This is a genomic window from Stenotrophomonas sp. NRRL B-14846 (assembly GCF_050473585.1).
Classification (GTDB): Bacteria; Pseudomonadota; Gammaproteobacteria; order Xanthomonadales; family Xanthomonadaceae; genus Stenotrophomonas.
In genome coordinates this window covers 708465-734307 of record NZ_JBFLUN010000022.1, presented here as the reverse complement: position 1 = coordinate 734307, position 25843 = coordinate 708465, and the positions used below count along the sequence as shown (strand labels likewise).

24 protein-coding genes are annotated in these 25843 nt (G+C 66.2%); 13 read left to right on the top strand and 11 right to left on the bottom strand.

Features of this window, described 5'->3' with window-relative positions; translation table 11 throughout:
* Window positions 1–51 precede the first annotated feature (51 nt).
* Both AB1281_RS05465 and miaB read left to right on the top strand, forming a co-directional pair.
* On the top strand, window positions 52–672 hold the full coding sequence (locus AB1281_RS05465) for a glutathione S-transferase family protein (protein ID WP_012510589.1): 621 nt from the start codon (window positions 52–54) through the stop codon (window positions 670–672).
* A gap of 106 nt (window positions 673–778) precedes the next feature.
* Window positions 779–2197, top strand: coding sequence for a tRNA (N6-isopentenyl adenosine(37)-C2)-methylthiotransferase MiaB (gene miaB, locus AB1281_RS05460; RefSeq protein WP_430345257.1), 1419 nt, complete (start codon window positions 779–781; stop codon window positions 2195–2197).
* A gap of 96 nt (window positions 2198–2293) precedes the next feature.
* Here the strand turns inward: miaB and AB1281_RS05455 are convergent, their stop codons facing one another.
* From AB1281_RS05455 to AB1281_RS05445, 3 genes are read right to left on the bottom strand one after another with little or no spacing between them, the layout of a single operon-like run.
* Complete coding sequence (locus AB1281_RS05455; protein ID WP_430345256.1) at window positions 2294–3406, bottom strand: ABC transporter permease; 1113 nt, start codon at window positions 3404–3406, stop codon at window positions 2294–2296.
* On the bottom strand, window positions 3403–4326 hold the full coding sequence (locus AB1281_RS05450) for an ATP-binding cassette domain-containing protein (RefSeq protein ID WP_430345255.1): 924 nt from the start codon (window positions 4324–4326) through the stop codon (window positions 3403–3405). Before AB1281_RS05450 ends, AB1281_RS05455 begins: the two co-directional genes overlap by 4 nt.
* A gap of 20 nt (window positions 4327–4346) precedes the next feature.
* The gene (locus AB1281_RS05445) at window positions 4347–5303 is read right to left on the bottom strand and encodes an HlyD family secretion protein (RefSeq protein ID WP_430345254.1); all 957 of its coding nucleotides are present in this window, start codon (window positions 5301–5303) and stop codon (window positions 4347–4349) included.
* Window positions 5304–5785: 482 nt separating this feature from the next.
* Here AB1281_RS05445 and AB1281_RS05440 point away from each other — a divergent pair, with 482 nt between their 5' ends.
* The 7 genes from AB1281_RS05440 (at window position 5786) to AB1281_RS05410 (ending at window position 11791) form a co-directional block, all read left to right on the top strand.
* On the top strand, window positions 5786–6772 hold the full coding sequence (locus tag AB1281_RS05440; RefSeq protein ID WP_014036588.1) for a PhoH family protein: 987 nt from the start codon (window positions 5786–5788) through the stop codon (window positions 6770–6772).
* On the top strand, window positions 6769–7254 hold the full coding sequence (ybeY, locus tag AB1281_RS05435; RefSeq protein ID WP_014036587.1) for an rRNA maturation RNase YbeY: 486 nt from the start codon (window positions 6769–6771) through the stop codon (window positions 7252–7254). The genes AB1281_RS05440 and ybeY overlap by 4 nt, the downstream gene beginning before the upstream one ends.
* 77 nt (window positions 7255–7331) lie before the next feature.
* Entirely contained in the window at window positions 7332–7907 is a 576-nt protein-coding gene (locus AB1281_RS05430) for a hypothetical protein (protein ID WP_430345253.1), read from the top strand.
* A 77-nt stretch (window positions 7908–7984) separates the two neighbouring features.
* Window positions 7985–8551 (top strand): hypothetical protein, encoded by a 567-nt coding sequence (locus AB1281_RS05425; protein WP_430345252.1) that lies wholly within the window; start codon window positions 7985–7987, stop codon window positions 8549–8551.
* A gap of 64 nt (window positions 8552–8615) precedes the next feature.
* The gene (locus tag AB1281_RS05420; RefSeq protein ID WP_014036584.1) at window positions 8616–9497 is read left to right on the top strand and encodes an HlyC/CorC family transporter; all 882 of its coding nucleotides are present in this window, start codon (window positions 8616–8618) and stop codon (window positions 9495–9497) included.
* Between the two features lie 62 nt (window positions 9498–9559).
* Entirely contained in the window at window positions 9560–10762 is a 1203-nt protein-coding gene (locus tag AB1281_RS05415; protein ID WP_430346977.1) for a DUF4105 domain-containing protein, read from the top strand.
* Between the two features lie 6 nt (window positions 10763–10768).
* Window positions 10769–11791, top strand: coding sequence for a magnesium and cobalt transport protein CorA (locus tag AB1281_RS05410; RefSeq protein ID WP_014036582.1), 1023 nt, complete (start codon window positions 10769–10771; stop codon window positions 11789–11791).
* Between the two features lie 140 nt (window positions 11792–11931).
* Here AB1281_RS05410 and AB1281_RS05405 read toward each other — a convergent pair whose 3' ends face one another.
* The 7 genes from AB1281_RS05405 to AB1281_RS05375 form a co-directional block, all read right to left on the bottom strand.
* A complete protein-coding gene (locus AB1281_RS05405) occupies window positions 11932–13296 on the bottom strand; it encodes an NAD-dependent succinate-semialdehyde dehydrogenase (RefSeq protein WP_430345251.1) in 1365 nt (454 codons plus the stop codon).
* A gap of 83 nt (window positions 13297–13379) precedes the next feature.
* Window positions 13380–14222: an ABC transporter permease subunit gene (locus AB1281_RS05400; protein WP_008267688.1), complete on the bottom strand. Its 843-nt coding sequence runs from the start codon at window positions 14220–14222 to the stop codon at window positions 13380–13382.
* A complete protein-coding gene (locus AB1281_RS05395; protein WP_430345250.1) occupies window positions 14219–15151 on the bottom strand; it encodes an ABC transporter permease subunit in 933 nt (310 codons plus the stop codon). Before AB1281_RS05395 ends, AB1281_RS05400 begins: the two co-directional genes overlap by 4 nt.
* Window positions 15148–16284: an ABC transporter ATP-binding protein gene (locus tag AB1281_RS05390; protein WP_430345249.1), complete on the bottom strand. Its 1137-nt coding sequence runs from the start codon at window positions 16282–16284 to the stop codon at window positions 15148–15150. The genes AB1281_RS05395 and AB1281_RS05390 overlap by 4 nt, the downstream gene beginning before the upstream one ends.
* 189 nt (window positions 16285–16473) lie before the next feature.
* Window positions 16474–17583 (bottom strand): polyamine ABC transporter substrate-binding protein, encoded by a 1110-nt coding sequence (locus AB1281_RS05385; protein WP_014036578.1) that lies wholly within the window; start codon window positions 17581–17583, stop codon window positions 16474–16476.
* A gap of 91 nt (window positions 17584–17674) precedes the next feature.
* A complete protein-coding gene (locus AB1281_RS05380; RefSeq protein WP_014036577.1) occupies window positions 17675–19072 on the bottom strand; it encodes a glutamine synthetase family protein in 1398 nt (465 codons plus the stop codon).
* Window positions 19069–19830 carry a gamma-glutamyl-gamma-aminobutyrate hydrolase family protein gene (locus tag AB1281_RS05375; protein ID WP_430345248.1) on the bottom strand — a complete coding sequence of 254 codons (762 nt, stop codon included), beginning with the start codon at window positions 19828–19830 and terminating at the stop codon, window positions 19069–19071. Before AB1281_RS05375 ends, AB1281_RS05380 begins: the two co-directional genes overlap by 4 nt.
* Before the next feature lie 161 nt (window positions 19831–19991).
* Here AB1281_RS05375 and AB1281_RS05370 point away from each other — a divergent pair, with 161 nt between their 5' ends.
* Window positions 19992–21269 (top strand): NAD(P)/FAD-dependent oxidoreductase, encoded by a 1278-nt coding sequence (locus AB1281_RS05370; protein ID WP_430345247.1) that lies wholly within the window; start codon window positions 19992–19994, stop codon window positions 21267–21269.
* A gap of 225 nt (window positions 21270–21494) precedes the next feature.
* A complete protein-coding gene (locus AB1281_RS05365) occupies window positions 21495–23087 on the top strand; it encodes an MASE1 domain-containing protein (RefSeq protein WP_430345246.1) in 1593 nt (530 codons plus the stop codon).
* A 158-nt stretch (window positions 23088–23245) separates the two neighbouring features.
* Here AB1281_RS05365 and AB1281_RS05360 read toward each other — a convergent pair whose 3' ends face one another.
* Entirely contained in the window at window positions 23246–23704 is a 459-nt protein-coding gene (locus AB1281_RS05360) for a hypothetical protein (RefSeq protein WP_430345245.1), read from the bottom strand.
* 187 nt (window positions 23705–23891) lie between these two features.
* Here AB1281_RS05360 and AB1281_RS05355 point away from each other — a divergent pair, with 187 nt between their 5' ends.
* Window positions 23892–24065 (top strand): hypothetical protein, encoded by a 174-nt coding sequence (locus AB1281_RS05355; RefSeq protein ID WP_430345244.1) that lies wholly within the window; start codon window positions 23892–23894, stop codon window positions 24063–24065.
* 126 nt (window positions 24066–24191) lie between these two features.
* Window positions 24192–25754, top strand: coding sequence for an MASE1 domain-containing protein (locus tag AB1281_RS05350; RefSeq protein WP_430345243.1), 1563 nt, complete (start codon window positions 24192–24194; stop codon window positions 25752–25754).
* Window positions 25755–25843: the final 89 nt, after the last annotated feature.

Sequence of the window (25843 nt, the reverse complement as noted above, 5' to 3'; positions counted from 1 at the left end):
TAGTGCCCCAGGATGGCCTCCAGTTCACCACCCACCGCAAGGAGCAATGCCATGACCTCACGCCAGATCACCCTGTACCACGCCGCCCGTTCCCGCTCGAGCGGCGCCGTGGCCCTGCTCGAGGCGCTGGGTGCGGACTACCGCATGCAGGTGCTGGACCTGAAGGCCGGCGCCAACCTGGCCCCGGCCTACCTGGCCATCAACCCGATGGGCAAGGTGCCGGCCATCGTCCATAACGGTGCGCTGGTGACCGAACAGGTGGCGATCTACCTGTACCTGGCCGACCTGTATCCGGAGGCCGGTCTGGCACCGCCGATCGGCGATGCCCTGCGCGGCCCCTACCTGCGCTGGATGGCCTTCTACGGCGCCTGTTTCGAGCCGGCAATGATCGACAAGGCGATGCACCGCGAGCCGCCGCCGCGCCTGATGTCGCCGTACAACGACGCCGAGACCGTGCTGCAGGTGATCGAGGCCCAGCTGGCACAGGGCCCCTACCTGCTCGGCGAGACGATGAGCGCCGCCGACGTGCTGTGGGGCAATGCGCTGGCCTGGACCACGGCCTTCGGCCTGGTGCAGCCTGCGCCGGCCACGGCTGATTACATTGCACGGATGAGCGCGATGACCGCCTTCGACCGTTCGCGGCAGATCGATGCGGAGCTGGCGGCGGCGTAATCGCGTCGCGCCATCGCCGGGGCCGACCAACCACCGGCGGACGGCGGGAGGGCCGGGATGCGGGTAGAATTGCCCGCTTTCCCGCCACCCGAATGGATTAAGCGCCATGACCGGGACGCCAGACGTCTTTCCGCCCGCCACGCCGGGCGGTACCCCGCTCGTTGCCCTGCCCGCCGGTCCGCGCAAGCCCGACCAGGTGAAAGGCAAGCTGTACATCAAGACCCACGGTTGCCAGATGAACGAGTACGACTCGGCCAAGATGGCCGACGTGCTTGCCGCCAGCGATGGCCTGGAACTGACCGACAACCCGGACGACGCCGACGTCATCCTGGTCAATACCTGCTCCATCCGCGAGAAGGCGCAGGAGAAGGTGTTCAGCCAGCTGGGCGTATGGAAGGGCCTGAAGAACAAGGGCCGTGAGGTCATCATCGGCGTGGGCGGCTGCGTTGCCTCGCAGGAAGGCGAAGCGATCATCAAGCGCGCGCCGTTCGTGGACCTGGTATTCGGCCCGCAGACCCTGCACCGCCTGCCGGAGCTGATCCGTGCACGTCGCGAGCAGAAGCGCCCGCAGGTGGACATCAGCTTCCCCGAGATCGAGAAGTTCGACCGCCTGCCCGAGCCGCGTGCCGAAGGCGCTTCGGCGTTCGTGTCGATCATGGAAGGCTGTTCCAAGTACTGCTCGTTCTGCGTGGTGCCCTATACCCGCGGCACCGAAGTCAGCCGCCCGTTCGAGGACGTGGTGGTGGAAGTGGCGCAGCTGGCCGCGCAGGGCGTGCGCGAGATCAACCTGCTCGGCCAGAACGTCAACGCCTACCGTGGACCCTATGGGGATGGCGAATTCGCCGACCTCGGCCTGCTGATCCGCACCATCGCCGAGATCGATGGCGTCGGCCGCATCCGCTTCACCACCTCGCATCCGCTGGAGTTCAGCGATTCGCTGATCGATGCGTTCCGCGACGTGCCGCAGCTGGCCAATTTCCTGCACCTGCCGGTACAGGCTGGCAGCGACCGCGTGCTGTCGGCGATGAAGCGCGGCTACACCGCGCTGGAATTCAAGTCGAAGATCCGCAAGCTGCGCGCGGTGCGCCCGGACATCTCGATCAGCTCGGACTTCATCGTCGGCTTCCCCGGCGAGACCGATGCCGATTTCCAAAAGACCATGAAGCTGATCGAGGACATCGGCTTCGACCACAGCTTCTCCTTCATCTATTCGCGTCGCCCGGGCACGCCGGCCGCGGACCTGGAGGACACGATCAGCGATGCCGAGAAGCACGCGCGCCTGTCGCGCCTGCAGGAACGCATCAATGCGCACGCTGCCGGCATTTCCGAGAAGATGGTCGGCACCGTGCAGACCGTGCTGGTGGAAGGTCCTTCGCGGAAGAATCCGAACGAGCTGACCGGCAAGACCGAGAACATGCGTTCGGTGAACTTCCCGGCGCCGGCGCGATTGATCGGCCAGTTCGTGGACGTGGTGATCACCGAAGCGCTGACCAATTCGCTGCGCGCGAGGGTGGTGGCGGAATAAGGCGTGCCGACCAACGGTCGGCACCCACCGCGGTAGTTTATGCCAACCAACGGTCGGCACCCGCCCGGGTAGATGCCGACCGTTGGTCGGCATGCCTTAATCCAGGCGTTTGCGGAAACGCAGGATGGCCAGGGTCATCATCACCACGATGAAGGCCAGCAGTGCCAGTGCGTCGTGCCACAGCTCCCACAGTGAGGCGCCGCGCAGCATGATGCCGCGCACTAGGCGCAGGAAGTGGGTCAGCGGCAGCACCTCGGCCAGCCACTGCACCGGCCGCGGCATGCCGGCGAACGGGAACATGAAGCCCGACAGCAGGATCGACGGCAGGAACAGGAACAGCGTCATCTGCATCGCCTGGAACTGCGAGCGCGCGCGCGTGGAGATCAGCAGGCCCAGCGCCAGGTTGGCCAGCACCAGCAGCACCGCAGCCAGGTAGATGTCCAGCAGGCTGCCGCGAATGGGTACCTGGAACAGCCAGGTGCCCAGCACCAGTACCAGCGTGGTCTGCAGCAGACCGATGGCCGCATAGGGCAGCACCTTGCCGACCATCAGCTCGCTGCGCGACACCGGTGTGGCGATCAGCAGTTCCATGTTGCCGCGCTCGCGTTCGCGCACCACCGCTACCGCCGTGAACATCACCAGGGTCATGGTCAGGATCACCCCGATCAGGCCCGGCACGATGTTCACCGCCGAGCGCCGTTGCGGGTTGTAGAAGCTGATCACGCTGACCGGACCACTGGCGATGCTGCCTTCGCGCAGCGGACGCGTGTTGCTGGTCGGACGCGTATCCAGCGGCACCTGTGCCAGCTGGATCGCCGCGCTCTGCACCACGGTGTCGCTGCCATCGACCAGCACCTGCACCGCTTCGCGACCGTCGAAGCGGCGACGCTCGAAGTCGGCCGGCACCACGATGCCGACACTGATCTCGCCACGGCGCAGCGCCTGCATCAGCTGGTCCGGCGTGTAGGCTTCGCTGCGCGGCGTGATCACGCCAGTGGCCATCATGTCCTGCACCAGTGCGCGCGAGGCGGCGCTGTTGGCCTGGTCGGCGACTCCCGCATCGAGATGGCGCAGGTTGAGATTGATCGCATAGCCGAACAGCAGCAGCTGCATCACCGGAATGCCGACGATCATCGCCAGCGTGATGCGGTCGCGGCGCAGCTGCCGCAGCTCCTTGAGCATGATTGCCCACAGCCGGCGCAGGTTCATGCCGCCGGCTCCCGGCCCCGACCGCGGGTGGCGGCCACGAACACGTCTTCCAGGTTCGGTGCGACGGCGTCGATCCGGGCCTGCGGATCAGCACTGGCCAGCGCCTGCCGCAATGCGGGCGTGTCGCCAGCCCCCTCGCTGCACAGCACGCGCAGCTGTGTGCCGATCTGCGCCACGCTCAGCACCCCGGGCAGTTCGGCCAGCGCGCGGCTGGCCTGGCGCGGCTGCGCAGACGTGACCTGCAGCGTGCGCCCTTCCAACCGTGCGCACAGCTCAGCCGGCGTGCCATCAGCCACCAGCGCGCCACGATCAAGGATCGCCAGTCGATGGCAGCGCTCGGCTTCGTCCATGTAGTGGGTCGACACCAGCACCGTGGTTCCCGCGTCGGCCAGTTCGAACAGGGCTTCCCAGAAATCGCGGCGCGACTCCGGATCGACCGCGCTGGTCGGCTCATCCAGGAACAGCAGCTCGGGCGCGTGCACGACGGCGCCGGCCAGGGCGAGGCGCTGCTTCTGGCCACCACTGAGGGTTCCGGCCAGCTGCGGCTGCCGGTCCAGGAGACGGTACTGCTGCAGCAGTTCGTCGACCCGCTGCCGGGCCTGCGCGCGTGGCAGATCCTGGATGGCGGCGAGGAATTCCAGGTTCTCGCGCACCGACAGGTCTTCATATAACGAGAAGCGCTGGGTCATGTAGCCGATGCGCCGGCGCAGTGCTTCGGCCTGCTCGGGAACCGCCAGCCCCAGCACCTCGATCTGCCCAGCGCTCGGCTCCAGCAGGCCGCACAGCATGCGGATGGTGGTCGACTTTCCGGATCCATTCGGCCCCAGGAAGCCGTACACCTGCCCACGCGGCACGGTCAGGTCGACGTTGTCGACGGCCAGCAGTTCGCCGAAGCGGCGGGTCAGGCCCTGCGCATGCACCGCGATGTCGTCGCCGGTGTTCAGAAGCGCACCTGCACCGGTAGCCCGGCCGGAAGCTTCTGCATGTCGGTGGCCGTGTCCACTTCGATCTCGGCGAGGTAGCTCAGGCGCTCGACGTCATCGCCGGTCAGTGCGTAGTACGGGGTGAATGAAGGCTCGCTGCGGATCGCGCGTACATGTCCCTTCAGTACGGTGCTTCCCCCCTCCAGCTGTATCTGCGCAGCCTGCCCGACCTTGACCTGCAGGCGCAGCGGCTGCGGCAGGTAGACGCGTGCATAGGGGCGCTCGCCGACCAGCATCACCGCCAGTGGCGCCCCGATCGGCGCTTGGTCACCCTGCCGGTAGGGCAAGGCATCGACCACGCCATCGCGCGGCGCGCGCAGCTGCAGCTTCTGCAGGTTGACGCCCTGTACCACCTGCTGCGCCTGTGCGGCGTCGGCGGCCGCCTGGCCCTGCGCGATGTCCTGCGCGCGGCTGCCGTGCACCAGTTCCAGCCAGGCCTGCTCGGCCGCACGTGCGCTGGACTCCGCGTTGCCGGCGGCCGCCCGCGCACGATCCAGCTCGGCGGCGGCCACCAGGCGCTGGCGTGCCAACGGCTGTACCCGTCGGTAGTAGGCGCTGGCTTCGACGGCCTGCGCGCGAAGCGCCGCCAGTTGGGCCCGGGCCTGCGCGATCTGTTCCTGGCGCGGGCCGATCTTCAGCTCTTCCAGTTGTGCCTGCGCGCGCATCGTATCGGCCTGCGCGGCAGCAAACTGCGCGTCACCGCGGGCCGGGTCGAGCTGCATCAGCACCGCGCCGGCCTTGACCGGCTGGCCTTCGCGCACCTCCACCGTAGCGATCACTTCGGCCGCCGGTGCCGGCACCGTGATCCGGTCCCACTCCAGCGTGCCGAGCGCTGCAGGCGGTGCCTGCCCACACCCTGCCAGCAAGCCGATGCCCGCCAGTCCGATTCCACGCATCCCGTTGCCGATGCCCATGCCATCCCCTCCTGCCACGGCGCCACGGTGCCATGCGCCCCGTGCACCCTCAATGATTCCGATCAGCCCTGACGGTTTTTTCACCATCCGTTGGCAAGCCTTTTGCTGCAAGGCTCCGCACCACCTATCCACAGGTTGGTTCGGCATCATTCCACAACCGCTGTGGAAATCCGGCAGGACGTGGCGCTGTTGCCCGCACGGCAATGAAACCTGCACTGCCATCACGATGAACGTCCCCCTGCAGGCCGCCCGTGACAGTGCAGCTGCGGCGACAGGCAACCATGACGCTTTTTTCACCAGGACCTCATGAGCCTTGTGGCACAAGCATTGCCAAGGTCTATCCACAGGTTTCCGCGTACCCCGTCCACATCGGGTGTGGAAAACGCTGTATCGACCGTCTGCTGGCCGTGTGCCCCACGCGCGCGCTACCCTTATCCTCCCTGAATACACTGCGGTGGAAGGCTTCCGCCCCACCCCAAGCAATGAAAAGCATCGAGCATCGAGACTTCACCCTGTCGCCGGAAGACAACGAGCGGCTGGCCAACCTGTGCGGCCCCTTCGATGGGCACCTGCGCCAGATCGAGCTGAAGCTCGGTGTGGAGATCGCCAACCGTGGCTTCGTGTTCCGCATCAGCGGGCCCGGCGAGGCGATAGTGGAAGCGCAGAAACTGGTTGAAGCGCTGTACGCCGAAGCCGGCGAGACCGTCTTCGACAACCATGCCATCCACCTGCGCCTGGCGCAGGCCAATGTCGAGCAGATCGCCGAGCGCTCCTACGAAGCGCAGGACGTGGCGATCAAGGTCAAGCGCGGCACGGTACGTGGCCGCGGTGCCAACCAGGGCCGCTACCTGCACCAGATCGCCACCCATGACATCAACTTCGGCATCGGCCCGGCCGGTACCGGCAAGACCTTCCTGGCCGTGGCCAGCGCGGTCGAAGCCCTGAACGAATCGCGGGTGCAGCGCCTGATCCTGGTGCGCCCGGCGGTGGAAGCCGGCGAGAAGCTGGGTTTCCTGCCCGGTGACCTGAGCCAGAAGGTCGACCCCTACCTGCGACCGCTGTACGACGCCCTGTACGAGATGATGGGCGTGGAGAAGGTGGTCAAGCTGCTGGAAAAGAACGTCATCGAGATCGCACCGCTGGCCTACATGCGTGGCCGCACGCTCAACGATGCCTTCGTGATCCTGGACGAGGCACAGAACACCACCATCGAGCAGATGAAGATGTTCCTGACCCGCCTCGGCTACGGCTCCACCGCCGTGGTCACCGGTGACCTGACCCAGACCGACCTGCCCAAGCACGTGAAGTCCGGCCTGCGCGATGCCATCGACGTGCTGCGCGAGGTCGAGGGCGTCAGCTTCACCTTCTTCGAATCCCGCGATGTGGTCCGTCATCCGCTGGTGGCGCGCATCGTCAGCGCCTACGACCGCCGCGACCTGCATCAGATCCAACCTGGAGCAACTCCATGACCCGTGGTCCCGTGCGACTGGACGTCGCCGTCAGTTATGCCCTGCCGCGTACCGGCCTGCCGGCGGCAGTGAGCTTCCGCAAGTGGGTGGCCGCTGCGCTGAAAGGCCGCATCCGCGAGGCCGACCTGGCCATCCGCGTGGTCGATGCCAAGGAAGGGCAGTCGCTGAACCGCCATTACCGCGGCAAGGACTACGCCACCAACGTACTCAGCTTCCCGGCCGAAGTGCCCGAAGGCCTGCCCAAGGGCGTGAAGTTCCCGCTGCTGGGCGACCTGGTGATCTGCGCACCGGTGGTGGCCCGTGAGGCCGATGAACAGGGCAAGGCGCTCAACGCCCACTACGCGCACCTGACCGTGCACGGCGTGCTGCACCTGCTCGGCTGGGACCACGAGGACGACAAGGAAGCCGACGCGATGGAACAGCTGGAGCGCGAGATCCTGGCCGAGCTCGGCATCGCCGATCCCTACGCCGGCGAGCGCTGAGGCCCACGCACACCGGGTTCTTCACGGAGGACGACCCCATCGCGCTGCTGCCCGCACTCATCGCCGCTCTCCTGCAGGTGACCACTGCCCCGGGCATCGACCCCGACCGGGAACGACCGTCGCCGTTCCCGGCCAGCGACAGCGCCGCCGACATTGCCGCCAAGGTCGCCGAGGTGCAGGCCTTCTTTGATGTCAGCCAACAGACGGCGCGCCAGGCGGTCGCCGGGGCGCAGCAGCACGCATTGATGGAACGTTTGAAAGCGCGCCACGCGGCACGCCTCGCCGGAATCTGGGTGGACAACGCGGCAGGTTGGAATGTCGTCGTTCGACTGACTGGCCCAGCACCCGCGACCGATGAAACACATCCAGGGGCGGATGGCCCGCAACGCGTGCGCTACATCACCGGCGCTGCGCTGACGGAGGCCGAAATGCAGCACCGCCTTCATGCACAGCAAGGCTGGTTCGTGCCACAGCTGCCCGAGCTGATCGGCTATGGCCTGGACGTCATGACCGGTGAACTGGAGCTGGAACTCCGGGATACCGCAGGCGCACGCGCAACAGCGGCGGCCGTGCGCGACCACCTGCAGGCGCAACTGGGCTACCCGGTCAGGCTGCGCTGGCACCCAGCGGCATCGCACCTGCAATCCCGCTGACTGCATGGAGGCGCTCGCGATGGCTGACCGGGACCGGTACGATCACCGGCCTGCCTTCCGTTGCGGATCCTGTGCCCGTGCTGCGTATTGCCCTGCCCCTGCTGCTCGCCGTGTCCGCCCCGGCCGCTGCCCTGGACCTGCCGGCCCTGATTGAATGCCGTCAGGGCGTAGCCGATCACGCTGCGCTGGCGCCGCTGCTGGCCGATCCGCTGAAGGCCGTCGCCCAGGGCCTGCAGCCGCTGCCGCAGGGCAACCAGTTCATGAGCGAGTACCGGCTGGCCCAGCCGATCAGCGTGTTCGGCACCCGCACCGAACGGGTCGCCGTGGCCGGGTCCAGCGTCATGGCGATCCTCGACCAGGCCGATCCACGGCCGCTGGCCAAACAGCTGGGGCTGGAGACCGGCTACGACCAGGACGGCAAGTTCATGGCCGGCCGCGAGCTGGTCAGCCGCGACGTGACCGACCCGAAGTCCGGCGAGGCCCAGATCGAGTCGATCATCCTCAGCGTCTCCACCGTGGCCTCCCATCCCGGCAAGACCCTGGCCGGCTGCACCTACAGCCTGGACCTGCCCGAGGAAGAAGCGCCTGCCCGGCCTGAACTGGCCCCGCCGCCGATCACCGGACCGGGCAGCAACGGTCACTGACAGGCCGCTACATCCTGCTAGACTGGGGCCAACGCCCGGCCTGCCGGGTGCCTTTTTTCCAGAGATGTCAGAAGACGACAGTAGTAGCTCCGCACAGGAGCCCAGTGAAAAGAAGCGCGGTTGGCTTGAACGCCTGACCTCCGCCTTCTCCGGCGAACCCCATACCCGCGACGAGCTGGTCGCTGTCCTGCACACCGCGCAGGAAGAGGGCCTGATCGCCGCCGATACCCTGAAGATGATGGAAGGCGCCATTTCGGTGGCCGAGCTGACCGTGGGCGACGTGATGATCTCGCGCTCGCAGATGGTCTCGCTGCCGGTCGAAGCGCCCTTCCTCGAACTGATGAAGCAGGTGGTCGAATCCGGCCATTCGCGCTTCCCGGTGCACGGCGAGAACAAGGACGACATCCTTGGCATCCTGCTGGCCAAGGACCTGCTGCGCGGCGTGGTCGCCGACAACGGCCCGGCCAACGTGCGCGAGCTGCTGCGCCCGGCGGTGCTGATTCCGGAGGCGAAGAAGCTCAACGTGCTGCTGAAGGAGTTCCGCCTGTCGCGCAACCACATGGCCATCGTGGTCGACGAGTACGGCGGTGTCGCCGGCCTGGTCACCATCGAGGACGTGCTGGAACAGATCGTCGGCGAGATCGACGACGAGCATGACGAGGCCGAGGATCCGTCGGCGCAGATCGCCATCCAGTCCGACGGCCAGTACGTGGTCGACGCGCTGACCCCGATCGGCGACTTCAACGAACGCTTCGGCGCGACGTTCTCCGACGAGGATTACGACACCATCGGTGGCCTGGTCACCGAGGCCGTGGGCCACCTGCCGGAAGTCGGTGACGAGCTGGCGCTGGACCGCTTCATGTTCCGCGTGGCCCGCGCCGATGCGCGCCGGGTGCAGGCCTTCCACGTGACCGTGCTGCCGCCGGACGCGCAGGACGACGCTTGAAGCGCGGTGGCCCCCTCCTGGCACTGCGCCTGACGCTGTGGCTGGCACTGTGCGTGCTGGCCATGGCCCTGCCGCTGGCCGCCTTCGCGCAGCCGGCGGCAGCCACACCCACGCCTGTTGCGCCTGCCGCCGGCGCCGAGGCCCCCGCCCCGCGCATCGGCGTGGTGACCATGCAGCCGGGCACGGTGTTCTTCGAGCGCTTCGGCCACGACGCCATCGTCGTGATCGATCCGGTCAGCGGCGAAGCGACCTCGTACAACTTCGGCTACTTCGATCCATCCGAGGACGATTTCATCAGCCGCTTCGTGCGCGGCGACATGATGTATTACCTGGTGGCGCTGCCGCTGCAGCAGGACCTGTCGTACTACGACGAGACCGGCCGTGGCGCCAGCGTGCAGTGGCTGGACCTGCGCCCCGACCAGGCGCGTGCCCTGGCCGCCGACCTGGCCGAGCGGGCCAAGCCGGAAAACGCGCGCTACCACTACGACTACTACACCGCCAACTGCGCCACGATGGTGCGCGACACGGTGGACAAGGCGCTGGGTGGTGGCCTGCAGTCGCAGCTGTCGGGGCGCTCGCGCGGCAATACCTACCGCAGTGAATCGGTGCGCCTGGCCTCGCCGGCACCGTGGATGTGGCTGGGCTTCGATGTCGGCCTCGGGCCGTTCGCCGACCAGCCGCTGTCGCGCTGGCAGGAAGCCTTCGTGCCGATGCGCCTGGCCGACGCACTGCGCCAGGCGCGTAACAGCGATGGCCGGCCGCTGGTGCAGTCCGAACAGGAACTGCTGCCGCACCGCATCGACCCGGAGCCGAAGGAGTTCGCGCGCCGCTGGTGGCCGTGGCTGCTGTGTGGCCTGGTGATCGCCGCCGGCATACTGGCGCTGCGCAGCCGGCCGCGCCTGCTGGCCGGGCTGGCCCTGCCGTTCTGGCTGCTGTGTGCCATCGCCGGCAGCCTGCTGGTGTTCCTGTGGGGCTTCAGCACCCATTACGCCGCCTGGGCCAACCGCAACCTGCTGCTGCTTTCGCCGCTGGCCGTATTGCTGCTGCCGGGTGCGATAAGCCTGCTGCGCCGGCGCGTGCCGGGCCGCATGTTCAGGGTCGTGCTGTGGCTGCTGGCGGTACAGGCCGTGGCCGCGCTGGTGCTGCACTGGCTGAGCCTGCAGGCGCAGTACAACGTGCAGTGGATCGTGCTGCTGCTGCCGGTGCATGTGGCGCTGGCGTGGGTACTGGGGCGCCATCCTCACTTGTCCGAAACACGGCACTGACGCACGATGGCGGGCATGTCATTGCCCGCCTCCGCTTCCGCCCCTGCCTCGGCCAACCCCGCCTGCGTCATCAACTGCGTCCACTACGATGACGAGGGCAAACGCCACGACATCAGCCTGGATGCCATCAGCGATGTCATTGCCAGTGGCAACGGCTTCGTCTGGGTGGGCCTGTACGACCCCAACGACGATGTGCTGCTGAAACTGCAGGAAGAATTCTGCCTGCACGACCTGGCCATCGAGGACGCGCGCAACGCACACCAGCGTCCCAAGGTCGAGACCTACGGCAACTCGCTGTTCGTGGTGGTGACCACCGCACAGATGGTCGACGAACGCATCCAGTACGGCGAAACCCACGCCTTCCTCGGCCCGCGTTTCCTGGTGACAGTGCGTCATGGCGCCTCGCTGTCCTATGCCCCGGTGCGGGCACGGGTGGAACGCGAGCCGCAGCTGCTGAAGATGGGCCCGTCGTACTGCCTGTACGCGGTGACCGACTTCGTGGTCGACAACTACCTGCCGATCGTGCACCGCTTCCGCGACACCCTGGACCTGCTGGAAAAGGACATCTTCGCCGACAACTACAAGCGCAGCACGGTGGTGCGGCTGTACGAGCTCAAGCGCGAACTGAACAAGATGCGGATGGCGGTGGCGCCGCTGCAGGATGTGCTGGCGCAGCTGCGCCGCTACCAGGGCGACCTGATTCCCGATGAAGTGAAGCTCTACGTGCGCGACGTGCACGACCATGCGGTACGCATCAGCGATGTGATCGACACCCTGCGCGAGATGCTGGGCACCGCACTGAGCGTGAACCTGTCACTGGTGACGCTGGCGCAGGGCGAGACGGTCAAGCGCCTCGGTGCGTGGGCCGCACTGCTGGCGGCGCCGACGCTGATCACCAGCTGGTACGGCATGAACTTCAGCCACATGCCGGAGCTGAGCGAACCGTGGTCGTACCCGCTGATGATTGTTGGCGTGGGCGGCGTCTGCGTAGGGCTGTACCGGTTGTTCAAGCGCGCGAAGTGGTTGTGAGGGGTATCGACCAACGGACGATACCCACCGGACCGCTAGGCCACGACCGTTGGTCGTGGCACATGACCCGCCTTGGGTAGTGCCGGCCGCTGGCCGGCAACCAGGCAATGCCGGCCAGCGGCCGGCACTACCGTTGGGAATCAGGCCACGTAGACGGTCTTGATGTTCATGAACTCATGGATGCCGTGGTCGGCCAGCTCCCGACCGAAGCCGGACTGCTTGCTGCCACCGAACGGCAGCCGCGCGTCACTCTTGACGATGGCGTTGACGAACGCGGCGCCGCATTCCATGCGCTGTGCGAAGGCCTCGCCTCGCACCGGATCACGCGTCCACACGCTGCCGCCCAGGCCGAAGCGGGTGTCGTTGGCCACGCGCAATGCTTCGGCCTCGTCCTTGACCCGGATCACCGCAGCCACCGGCCCGAACAGCTCCTCGTCGTAGGCCGGCATGCCCGGGCCGACCTGATCGAGCACGGTCGCCGGATAGCCAGCATGGGTGCCGGCAATCGGCTCACCGCCGACCAGAACGCGCGCACCCTTTTCCACGCTGGCCTGCACCTGCTTGTGCAGTTCATCGCGCAGGTCGGCGCGCGCCATCGGCGCCAGCGTGGTGCCACGCTCATTGGGATCGCCGTACTGGCGCTCGCCCGCGGCTTCAATGAAGCGTCGGGTGAAGTCATCGGCCACCGCATCGACCACGATGAAGCGCTTGGCCGCGATGCAGGTCTGCCCGCTGTTGTCGAAGCGCGACTTCACCGCCGCCGCCACGGTCTTGTCGAGGTCGGCATCGTCGAGCACCACGAAGGCATCGCTGCCACCCAGCTCCATCACCGATTTCTTCAGCTGGCTGCCGGCATTGGAGGCGATCGAGCGCCCTGCCCGCTCGCTGCCGGTCAGTGTCACCGCCTTCACCCGTGCGTCGCGCAGCACCTCGGCGGCCTGGTCGTTGTCGATGTGCAGCACGTCGAACACACCGTCCGGCAGGCCTCCGTCCCGGCACACCGCCAGGATCAGGTCGGCGCACTGCGGCACGTTGCTGGCGTGCTTGAGCAGGGCCACGTTGCCGGCCATGAACGCCGGCGCGAGGAAACGGAACACCTGCCAGATCGGGAAATTCCACGGCATCACCGCGAACACGCAGCCGATCGGCTCGTAGCGCACGTAACTGCGCTGGGCTTCGGTATCGATCAGCTGCGGCTTCAGGTAGTCGGCAGCATGGTCGGCGTAGTACTCGCAAGCCGCGGCGCACTTGTCGACCTCGGCCAGCGCTTCGGCCTTGAGCTTGCCCATCTCGTGGGTCATCGCCTGCTGCAGATCGTCACGGCGCGCGCGCAGCTGCGCGGCGATCTGGCGCAGGATCGCGCCACGTTCCTGCAACGAGTGATCAGCCCAGCCGGGGAAGGCATCGGCAGCAGCCTGCAGGCGCTGCTCGATGTCGGCAGCACCCATCAGTTCATGGCGGTAGGTCACCTGGCCGGTGGCCGGATCGACAATCTCGACGGTCATGGGGGATCTCCAACTGGAAGATCCCCATTGTGCGCGGTTGCCCGTGAGCCGGATGTTGCCGGATCAGCCGGCAGGCCGCCGGCTCAGCCGTTGTCCTGCCGTGCCAGCTGCAGGTCGCGCTGGCGCCGTTTCTCGGCGCGGGCATTGATGTACCAGCCGATCACCGCGGCGATCGACACCGCCGACACCAGCAGTGTGGCCAGCGCATTGATCTTCGGGCTGATGCCCATGCGCACCGAGGCGAACACCTTCATCGGCAGCGTGGTCGAGCCCGGCGTGGCCACGAAGCTGGCCACCACCACGTCATCCAGCGACAGGGTGAACGCCAGCAGCCAGCCCGCCACCAGCGCCGGCGCGATGATCGGCAGGGTGATGCGGCCGAACACGGTCAGCCGGCTGGCGCCCAGGTCCATCGCCGCTTCTTCCAGCGACAGGTCCATTTCCTGCAGCCGCGAGGACACCACCACGGTGACGAAGCACAGGGTGAAGGTGACGTGCGCGATCCAGATGGTGGTCAGGCCGCGCGCCGGGAAGCCAGGAATCGCGCCCATCGAGGCCAGCAGCGCCATCAGCGAGAAGCCCAGGATCACATCCGGCATCACCAGCGGCGCGGTGACCAGCGCGCCGAACAGCGGCTTGCCGCGGAAGCGCTTGAAACGGGTCATCACCATCGCCGCCAGCGTGCCCAGCACGGTGGCGGTACAGGCGGTCCAGAACGCCACCACCAGGCTGGTCCACATCGCATCCATCAGCGCGCGGTCGGCGAACAGGTCGCTGTAGGCGCGGGTGGAGAACCCGGCCCAGACCATCGCCAGCCGCGAGCTGTTGAACGAATAGAACATCAACAGCAGGATCGGCAGGTACAGGAAGGCGAAGCCGAGCAGCAGCACGCCCAGCCCCAGGCCCTTGGCGGAACGCGGGCTCATGCCTGCTTCCCTTCCAGCAGGCGCTGCTGGGAACGGTTGAACAGCAGGATCGGCACCAGCAGCAGCAGGATCATCGCCACCGCCATCGCCGAGGCGCCCGGCCAGTTGCGGTTGTTGAAGAACTCGTTCCACAGCTGGCGGCCGACCATCAGCGTCTCCGAGCCACCCAGCATTTCCGGGATCACGAATTCACCCACCGCCGGGATCATCACCAGCATGCAGCCGGCGATGATGCCCGCCTTGGACAACGGCAAGGTGATGCGCAGGAACGCCTGCCACGGCTTGGCGCCGAGGTCGTAGGCCGCTTCCAGCAGGCGGTGGTCATGCTTGACCAGGTTGGCGTACAGCGGCAGCACCATGAACGGCAGGTAGCAGTAGACGATGCCGATGTAGGCGGCGGTCGGGGTGTCGATCAACTGCAGTTTCGGCAGGCCCATCGACGTCATCAGCGACTGCAGGCCGGTGAACCGCAGGAACTGGTCGAGCAGGCCGTTGCGGTCCAGGATCGCCTTCCACGCATACACGCGGATCAGGAACGAGGTCCATGACGGCAGCACCACCAGCATCATCGCCACGTTGCGTGCGGCCGGCGACAGGCGCGCGATGGCATAGGCCATCGGATAGCCGATCAGCAGGGTGAGGAAGGTGGAGATCGCCGCGATCTTGATCGAGCTCAGGAACGCCTGCGCATAGATCGAATCACGGAACAGCGCCAGGTAGTTCTCCAGGTTCAGCTTCAGCGAGAAGCCGCCGTCCGCGTACTGCAGCAGCCAGGTATACGGCGGCGAGCCGACCCGGCTGAGCGAGAAGCTGATCATCAGCACGATCAGGAACGGCACTGCGAAGAACAGCAGCAGCCACAGGTACGGAATGCCGATCACCGTGGCACGCAGCCCCGGCAGCCAGCGCTTCAGGCCGGCGACGCTCATGAGGTCAGCACCACGCCGTCGTTGTCACGCCAGTGCACCCATACGCTGTCGCCCCAGGTCAGGCCATCGCTGGCCCAGCGCTGCGAGTTGGCAAAGTTGGCCAGCACCTTGGCGCCGCTGGGCAGGCGCACGTGGTAGACCGAGTGGCTGCCGAAATAGGCAATGTCCTCGATCACGCCCTGCGCCTTGTTGGTATGCCCTTCCGGCTCGTCCTTGCCGATCATCACCTTCTCCGGACGCAGCGCGAACGCGACCGGCTGCCCTTCATAACCGGTGATGCCATGGGCGATGTAGATCGGTGCAGGGAACAGCGGCGAGCGCACGGTCACGTACTCGGGCAGGTCCTCGTCGATCACCCCGTCGAACAGGTTGACCGAACCGATGAACTCGGCAACGAAACGGTTGGCCGGCTGCTCGTAGACCTCGTCCGGCTTGCCGACCTGCTGGATCCAGCCGGCATCCATCACCGCGATGCGGGTGGCCATGGTCATCGCCTCTTCCTGGTCGTGGGTAACCATCACGCAGGTCACGCCCGACGATTCGATGATGCTGACCAGTTCCAGCTGCATCTGCGAGCGAAGCTTCTTGTCCAGCGCGCCCATCGGCTCGTCCAGCAGCAGCAGCTTCGGCCCCTTGGCCAGCGACCGCGCCAGCGCCACGCGCTGCTGCTGGCCACCGGACAGCTGGTGCGGCTTGCGCTTGCCCAGGTGGCCCATCTGCACCAGCTCCAGCATCTCGCCGACGCGCTTGTTGATCGCCTCCTTGCCCAGGCCATCCTGCTTCAGGCCGAAAGCGATGTTCTGCTCGACCGTCATGTGCGGGAACAGGGCGTAGGACTGGAACATCATGTTGACCGGCCGCTGGTACGGCGGCAGTGCGTCCAGGCGCTGGCCATCGAGGGTGATGCTGCCCTTGGTGGGCGTCTCGAAGCCGCCCAGGCAGCGCAGCAGGGTCGACTTGCCACTGCCGGAGCCACCGAGCAGGGCAAAGATCTCGCCCTTGCGCACGTCCAGGTTGACGTCGTCGACGGCGACGAAACCGTCGAATTCCTTGCGCAGGTCACGAATGGAGAGATAGCCGGGCGCACCGGTCGTGTCGACGACGGTGGCTACCGGCTGGGCTTCAACGGGCATGGGGGCTCCGGGAGCGGGCGGTGGACAGCGGCCGCCATTCTAACGGCCGGGGGCCGCAGGGGATATGACGGCGACGGGTGGCACCCACCGGGCCAGGGGGATCTGCAGATCTGGTGGGGGCCGACCGTTGGTCGGCCCTGCCGGAAAAGCATGCCGACCAACGGTCGGCACCCACCTGCCAGCCAGCCCTTAGCGCCCGGTCTTCACCTCGGTCCACAGCCGGGTGTAGAGCTTGTCGGTCTCCGGCGTGTTGATCGAATAGGTGAACATCTTCTCGGCCACGTCGGCCGGCGGGTAGATGGTCGGGTCGGTACGGATCGCCTCATCCACCAGCGGGGTCGCAGTCGGCACCGGGTTGGCGTAATGGATGAAGTTGGTGTTGGCCGCGGCAACCTTCGGCTGCAGCAGGTAGTTGATGAAGGCGTAGGCCGCTTCCGGGTGCTTGGCGTCCTTCGGGATCGCCAGCATGTCGAACCACTGCGGTGCGCCTTCCTTCGGAATCGAATAGGCCACGTGCACGCCATTGCTGGCTTCCTCGGCGCGGTCGCGGGCCTGGATGATGTCACCCGACCAGCCGACCACCAGGCAGGTACCGCCGTTGGCCAGCGAACCCACGTACTGCGAGGAGTGGAAGTTCTGCACGTACGGGCGGATCGACTTCAGCAGGTCGGCGGCCTTCTGCAGCTCGGCCGGGTCGCCACTGTGCGGGTCCAGGCCAAGGTAATGCAGTGCGATCGGGATCATGTCCGCCGGCGTGTCCAGGATGGTCACGCCGCAGTCCTTCATCTTGCTGATGTTCTCCGGCTTGAACACCAGGTCCCAGCTGTTGGCGATGTCGGCGCTGCCGCCGAAGCGCTGCTTCAGCATGTCCACGTTGTAGCCGATGCCGGTGGTGCCGATCATGTACGGCACGCCGTACTGGTTGCCCGGGTCCTGGGTGGCGATGCGCTTCATCACCGCCGGATCGAGGTTGGCCAGGTTCGGGATCTTGCTCTTGTCCAGCGGCAGGAACACGCCGGCCTGGATCTGGCGGCCGAAGAAGTTCAGGGTCGGCACCACCACGTCATAGCCGCTGTTGCCGGCCAGCAGCTTGGTTTCGACCATCTCATCGCTGTCGAACACATCGTAGGTCACCTTGATCCCGCTCTCCTTCTCGAAGGTCGGAATGGTGTCCTCGGCGATGTAATCGCTGTAGTTGTAGACGTTCAGGACCTGGCTGTCCTGCGCGCCGCCGTTGCCACCGCTGCAGGCGGCGAGCATGGCGGAGGCCAGGCCGAGCGTGAGGATACGCAGCTTCATCGGGTGCTCCAGAATGCGGGAAGGGGGGCCGGCGGGGCCGGCGACGGGTGCCAGCCTACCCCCCGGCGGCGGATTTTTCTATTCCGGATGCTCAGACGTTCAGCAGCAGGAACTCGCGCTCCCACGAGCTGATGACGCGGAAAAAGGTCTCGTATTCCTTGCGCTTGACCGAGATGTAGGCCCGGCAGAAGCGCTCACCCAGCAGGGCCTGCAGCTCGCTGCACTGCTCCAGCCCGTCCAGCGCCTCGCCCAGCGAGCGCGGCAGGTTGTACCCCAGTTCCTTGGCACTGCCGGTCACCGGCGCATCCGGCGCCAGCCGCTCGCGGATGCCGAGCAGGCCGCAGGCCAGGGTCGCGGCCATCGCCAGGTAGGGATTGGCATCGGACCCGGCGAAACGGCTCTCCACGCGCATGTTCTCCGGCGTATCCAGCGGCACGCGCAGGCCGCAGGTGCGGTTGTCGAAGCCCCAGTGGACGTTGCTCGGCGAGACTTCGCCAAACACCAGCCGGCGGTAGGAGTTCACGTTCGGCGCGAAGAACGCCATCGCCTGCGGTGCGTACTTCTGCAGGCCGCCCAGGTAGTGGCCGAACACCGGGCTGAACTCGCCCTCGGCATCGGTCTCGCCGGCGAACACGTTGCTGCCATCGCTCACCCGCACCAGGCTCTGGTGGATGTGCATGGCACTGCCCGGTTCGTTCTCCATCGGCTTGGCCAGGAACGTGGCATAGACACCGTGGCGCATCGCCGCCTCGCGCATGGTGCGCTTGAACAGGAACACCTGGTCGGCCAGGTCCATCGCGTCGGCATGGGTGAAGTTGACTTCCAGCTGCGCCGCGCCGGATTCATGGATCAGGGTGTCCACGTCCAGCTTCATCGCATCGGCGTAGTCGTACATCAGGTCGAGGATCGGGTCGAACTCGTTGACCGCATCGATCGAGTACGACTGCCGCGCGGTTTCCGGGCGTCCGGAGCGGCCGGCCGGTGGCAGCAGCGGGAAGTCCGGGTCGGTGTTCTTCTGCACCAGGAAGAACTCCAGCTCCGGCGCCACCACCGGGCGCAGGCCCAGTTCGGCATAGGCCGCCAGCACGCGGCGCAGCACGTTGCGCGGTGCCAGCTCATGCGGCTCGCCGTTCTTGGTGTAGCAATCGTGGATGACCTGCGCGGTGGCGTCGGCCGCCCACGGTACCATCCGCACCGTATCCGGATCGGGGCGCAGCATCATGTCCGAGTCCGACGGCGAGGTCAGCTCGTAGTAGTCATCGGGAAACTCGCCGGTGACGGTGGTGGCGAAGATGCCTTCGGGCAGCCGCGTACCGTAGTCATGCGAGAACTTGTCGGCGGGAATGATCTTGCCGCGCGCGTTGCCGGTGATGTCCGGCACGAGGCATTCCACCTCGGTGATGCGCCGCTCCTTCAGCCAGCGCAGCAGCGTGCTTTCCTGCGGTGCGGGGGGCGTGGCCGTTTTGCGCGGGCGCGTTCGGGAACTCATCGGGAATCCAGTCGGTTCTGTTGGTGCTGCCGGCAAGCTTGGCCGAACGCACGGAAAATAGCGTGATAGAACGGCGCCTGCATGACACGCCACTCCGGGTGCCACTGTACGCCGAGCACGAAACGATGGTGCAGGCTGCGTGCCGCTTCGACCAGCCCATCGTCGGCCACGGCCTCCACCTGCAGCCCCTGCGCCAGGCGGGCGATACCCTGCCCGTGCACCGAATTGACCTGCGCGCGGCCTCTGCCGTGCCACTGCGCCAGCCAGCCATCGGCAGCCAGGGTCACCGCATGGGCCGGCCCATACTGCACTTCCACCGGCGCCTGCGGGTCTTCGCGATGGTCGGCCAGGCCGGGCACCGCATGCACCTGCGGATGCAGGCTGCCACCCAGCGCGACGTTCAATTCCTGGAAACCGCGGCAGATCGCCAGCACCGGCAGGTCCAGCGCCAGTGCCTCGTGCAGCAACGCAAAGGCATTGGCATCCCGGGCCGGGTCATGTGGATTGCCTGGCCAGCTGCGGCCACCCTCGTAGTGCTGCGGTTCGATGTTGCTGACCGCGCCGGTCAACAACAGGCCATCCAGCCCCTGCAGCCAGTTGCCGGCCGGCAGCGGTGGCTGCAGGCTGGGCAACACCACCGGGGTCACCTCGGCCGCCTCGGCCAGCGCGCGAACGTACTTCTCGCCGGCCATCGCGAATCGGTGATGGCCGAGCACGGTGCTGTCGGTGGGCAGGCCCACCCAGGGCAGGCGGCGCATGGGAAAACTCCTTGGCGTGCCGCCACGTTACCCGTCGCCCGGCGAAGGCGGCAAGTCGGTGCCGTCACACCACAGCCGTCACGCATCGGCGAAACTAGCCAGGTGAACGCTGATCGACCTGCCCCGCTCCGTCCTCCTGCCCTGCACCCGCGAGGCCTGCAGTGAGCGCCGCCTTCCCGCCCAGCTGGTACGCCGCCAGCCTCCCCGAGCCGGCCGCGCTGCCCCCTTTGCAGGGGGATGTGCAGGCCGATGTGGCGGTACTCGGCGCCGGCTACACCGGCCTGACCGCCGCGCTGGAACTGGCCGCCCGTGGCCAGCGCGTGGTGCTGCTGGAAGCGCAGCGGATCGGCTGGGGCGCATCCGGCCGCAACGGCGGGCAGGCGCTGGTCGGCTACGGCTGCGAGGTGGACGAGCTGGAGCGCCAGCTCGGCCGTGAAGACGCGCGCCATCTGTTCGACTGGTCGCGCGATGCGGTGCAGGCCATGCGTACGCGCATCGACCGCCATGGCATCGACTGCCATTGGGTGGAAGGCCATGCCAGCGTCGCCATCCGCGAACGCCATGAGCGCGACCTGCGTGCCAACTGCGAGCACCTGCAGCGCCACTACGACTACCCCATGCAGTGGTGGGACCGCGATGCACTGCGCGCGCAGCTGGACAGCCCGCGCTACCGCGCCGCGATGTTCGACCCACTCAGCGCGCACCTGCATCCACTGGCCTATGCGCGCGGGCTGGCCGATGCGGCGCGCGCGGCCGGTGTGGTGATCCACGAGCATTCGGCGGTAACCCGCGTGCAGCGCGGACCGCAGCCTGCCCTGCACACCGCACAGGGCAGCGTGCGCGCCGCACACCTGGTGGTCGCCGGCAATGCGTGGCTGCAGGGCCTGCTGCCCGAGCTGGAGCGGTGCATCATGCCGGTCGGCACCTATATCGGCGCCAGCGCGCCGCTCGGCGCCGAGCGTGCCCGTGCCCTGATCGGCAACAACATGGCCGTGGCCGACACCGCCTGGGCACTGGACTACTTCCGCCTCAGCCACGACCACCGGCTGCTGTTCGGCGGCCGCGCCAGCTATTCGGCGCTGCCGCCGCCCGGTCTGCGCGGGGTGATGCAGCGGCGCATGCATGAGGTGTTCCCGCAGTTGGCTGACGTGGCGCTGGATCAGGTCTGGGGCGGCTATGTGGACATTACCCGCAACCGTGCCCCGCACTGGGGCCGGCTGGACGGCAACCTGTACTTCGCGCAGGGGTTCTCCGGCCACGGGGTGGCCGCCGCCGGGCTTGCCGGCGAGGTGATTGCCGCCGCCATCGCCGGGCAGAGCGAGCGCCTGGACGTGTTCCAGCGCCTGCGCCATGCGCCCTTCCCCGGCGGCCGGCTGCTGCGCACCCCGCTGCTGGTGGCAGCGATGTCCTGGTACAAGTTGCGGGATGCGTTGTGGTGAAGATTCTGCATCTCCACCTGTATTGAACGTTCTCACAAACGTACCGCAGCGCTGATCGTGCTGCACACGTCACAGATTTTCACGCAACATCTGTGATGGATGGCTGGACAATTTCCTAAATGCGCAGCTGTGCAATTGCATAATCGTTCGCAGACCGATACCGTCCTGAGAAACCGGGCCCCGCGGCGAATGGATGCTGACAGGGGACACGTAGGAGAGGGGGACGTGCGATTGGACTGGTGGAAAGAAGGATTGTTGCTGAAGGTGCGCATTCGTCCGGCTGGCCTGATGCTTGCCTTGCTTTATGCAGTTGCCTACTGGGCAACCCGACAGCTGTCGCTGGATCAGTTCTATTTGCCAGCCGGCATCCGGGTGGCAGCCGTGCTGTTGTGCCCGCCGCGCCTGTGGCCCTACCTGCTGCTGGGCGAATATGCGTACTTTGCACAGTCCCGCGTGCCGATGATCGAGAAGTACGGTCTGACATGGGTCATTGTTGCCTCCGCGTTCCTCATGCCAGCGGTGATGCTGATTGTGAAGCTGCAACGGCGACTGATGGCGGAGTCGCAGACGATCGGCCTCTTGTTGATTGCCGCCGCTTCCAGCGTCGTTATTACTCTGCTCAACCTGAGCTTTTCCCATCTGCTCTGGCCAACACCCCCTTCCACGCCCTTCCTGACCAATGCCGCGCGCTTCAGCGTGGGTGATTTCATCGGCATTCTGACGGTGGCGCCCATCGCGATGCTGTGGGCGCGACAGGACGTGGGGCAGGAGTGGAGCGCCCGACGAAAGACCCCGATGCTGGCAGCACTTTCATCGATGCTGCTGATCGGGATGGCAGCGACTCAACTGCCCGCAGACTGGATTGCATTGAAGGCGACGTTCCTGCTGCTGTTGGCACTCCCAGCGGCCGCACTTACCTGCCTGTATGGCTGGAAGGGTGCTGCCCTTGCAGTGCCGGTGCTCAACATGGTCATCGGCCTGACCACGCCCAACACCCATCCAACCGCATTCGATCCCGCGGCCTTCATCACCCAGCAGATCATGGCGATCAGCGGCATCGTATTGCTGCTGCTCGGATCACGCATCACCCACTTCTACCATCGTTACAGGCTGCGCGAGATGGGGGAAAGGGACGCCATACATCTTGCGAGGAGCTCGCAATTGGCCAGCGAGATGGAGCTGCGTGAACGTGCCCTGCACCTTCGCAGGCTCGGCGACGGCATCGATACGTCGCTGGTTGAGCTGGCCGATTGGCTCAAGGCCCAGGGACACCACGCGGTGGCCAGCAGCCTCCTGCATACCTCGAATGTACATTCGCGGCTCTTTCGCGAACAGACCAGCATGGTCTACCCCTCGGGCCTGGAGCACCTTGGGCTTTACGTGGCCTTGCAGGCGGGCGGCATCCGTGAGTCATGGAAGCTGACGGAGCGCGTTCTCCGCCCGGACCTGAAAGGCGACCCCTGCAACCTGAGCGTGGAACTGCAGTTGGCCGCCTACCGGACACTGATTGATGCGGTCTCCATTCTTCTCAAGCATGAAGGTGGTCAGATCCGCATTCGTGCAAGATGCGGCGGAATGGGCTCCAGGCGCGGAATCCTCATGGTCGTGTCGCTGCTGGAGTCGCGTCGGCGCCTTTCCCAGCAGACAACCATGGCAGCGTTCGAGCGACTGACCGGGCGAACCCTGCCCTATGACGGGACCGTTGACTGCTATGGCAACCGGGTCAGGATTCTGTTCCTCGACCGCGAAACCAGACTTGAAACAGTGCCCAGTGCTCCATCGCGGTACAGCTGCCCTGCACCCTCTGCGCTGCAGTAGTGCATTTCACAGTCAAGCGACCGGATCGAACCAGCGCAGCAGAGTGGCATAAGCATCTCGCACATCCCCCTGTTCCGGGTGTCATGGGCACCCGGCGAACACCGGGTGCCCATGCAGTCTGATACTGAAGCCCGCCGATATCCCGGCAACAGGCAGTATCAGGGTGCCTCGACCGCCCACAACACATCAGCTCCGCTTGCATACCTGACCAGCGTGAATGCGGAGGCCCGATAGACAACCGTTCTGGTGGCCTTGGCGGGAACGGGCAGGCGCTGCTCCGGCAACGACACCTTCGCAGATGGGTCACCTGCCGGCAGCACCCAGAACGTGCCGGCAGCATTGCCGATCACGATGTGCACGTGCCCCGCGAGATCGTTTACCTGGAAATAATCCATGCCATCGCGCTCGAACCCATAGACCAACCAGCCGGGATCCACGCTCAGGTCTTGTGCCTGCGGAATCGACTGGCCGAGTCCTTGGCCGGCCATCTTGATTCCATGGTCGTCACTCGGGGCAAATGCAAAAACGGATACAGGCACCAACATCAATGCACCAGCAAATGCATGAATTCGGAAACTTCTCACACTGACCTCCAGGTTGGATGCAATACGGATCAAGAAGGATGCTACCGCCAATCGCATCAGCATATACCGGGCGCACTCCGCAGTACCTATCGGACATAATCCACTGGATCGATGCAAACCCCTGCCACGCCGAAGCTGCGTCCGAAATCGCCAATACCCGCAGTGAAATCCGCCGACGGTGCGGGCCAGGGGCATCTGCGACAAGGACCTGGACAGGCGCGTGCAACAGCAGGATATCGTCGATTGTGTGATGTCGAACACAGCGGACAGCATCAATCGCCGAACGTGGCTGGTGCAGCGGCTGGAACGCGATCGACACATGGGCGCGCTGATTGTGGATGATTCACCGTCCGCAGGTGGCCATGCCGCCGCACTGCTGAACATGTCGCCATGAAGCGTGGGAAGCCGCCGATTGCAGCGCAGAGGGAGGCCAGACACCTCGATTGCGCCCATCTCCAACTGTCGCTAGTGTCTGCAGCAATGACCAGCCATCATTGGCCGGGAGACAAGAGGCTGGGGCTTGGACCGATTCAAAGAAGCAATTGAACTGAGCTTCCGGATCCGACCCGTCGGAATCGCACTCGCGGCCGTCTACGCCTTGAGCTGCCTTGTCTCGCGTCAGTTCTCGCTGGATCAGTTCTTCCTGCCCGCGGGCATCCGGGCAGCGGCACTACTGATCGTCCCGACCCGTCTGTGGCCCTACCTGCTGATCGGCGAGTATGCGTACTTCGCAACCCTGCGCATCCCCATGATCCACAGCTACGGGCTGGACTGGGTCATCCTGGCGTCGACGCTGCTGATGCCGATGGCGATGCTGGTGGTCTATCTGCACCGGAAAAAAATGCCGCCCGAGGCAGCCACGGGCCTCTGGCTGCTTTCGTTGTCGATCTGTACCGCACTGTTCGTCCCAGCTCTCAATCTGAGCATTTCATATGTTCTCTGGTCGAATCCGCCGCCGAGCAACCTGCTTGACGCAGTCGATCGGACGATCTTTGGTCACTTCGCCGCCATCATCACCCTGGTGCCGTTGGCATTCCTCTGGTCGCGACGGCACGCCGCCCCAGGTTGGGCCCATCGTTTTGTCGCACCCACCGTCTCGGCGATCCTGGTGATGCTGGTGCTGGGGCTGTGCATGCAGCTGACAAGTGTCAGCGCCCACACCACGCGGACGCATATGGTGCTGCTGGCCGCCCTGCCCGCCATCGCCCTGACCTTCATGCATGGCTGGCGTGGCGCGGCCATCGCGATTCCGCTGTTGAACCTTCCACTCCACTTTGCCACCCCCAGCACCGGCCTACCGTCCTCGTTCGACCTGGGCACGTTTGCCACCCAGCAGAACATGGCCGTGATGAGCGTCGCGCTGCTCGCCTTGGGATCCAGCATCAGCTATCACCATCAACGCGCGCAGTCACGAAGCTTGGCAGAGGAAACCACGTTGCGCCTCGCACGCAGCTCGCACCAGACCAGCGAGCGCGAGCTACGCGAGCGCGCCTCCCATCTCAAGCAGCTGGGCGAAGGGATGGACAGCTCGCTCGGCGAGATGGTCAGCTGGCTGAAGGAACAGGGGCATCATGCGGTGGCCAACGGCCTGCAGCACGCCTCATCCGTGCACTCGCGGCTGTTCCGTGAACAGGCCAGTCTGCTGTACCCGACGGGGCTGGAGCAGGTTGGGCTGTACATCACGCTGCGGGTTGGCGGCGCATGCGAGAACTGGAGCAACACCCATCGCGTGACTCCGCCCCGGCTGGAGGGCAACCCCTGCCTGCTGACTGTGGATCTGCAGCTCGCCATCTATCGCTCGCTGATCGAGGCGGTGTCGCTGCTGCTGGAGCTGGAGTCAGGGCAGGTCAGCGTGCGCGCCCGGAGCGGCCAGACTGGCGATCGCCGCGGCATCGTAGTGGTCGTGGGCCTGCTTGATCGCGGTTGCACACTGTCGAACCGGACCGTTCGGCAGGCCACCGAGCGCCTGGCCGGCCGGATAATGGCCTACGGCGGCACGGTGCATTGCCGTGGCAACCGGCTCCGGCTCGTCCTGCATGAATCGATTGCGGGTACACCGGCGGCATTCGCATCGCCTGCCTGACCGGGGAACGACGCGCAGGGCACGCTGCTCCGCTAAAGTTGCGCCCGAAACCGCCGCTATCCGTGCCGAGCCCTCCCTCGTGAGCCACC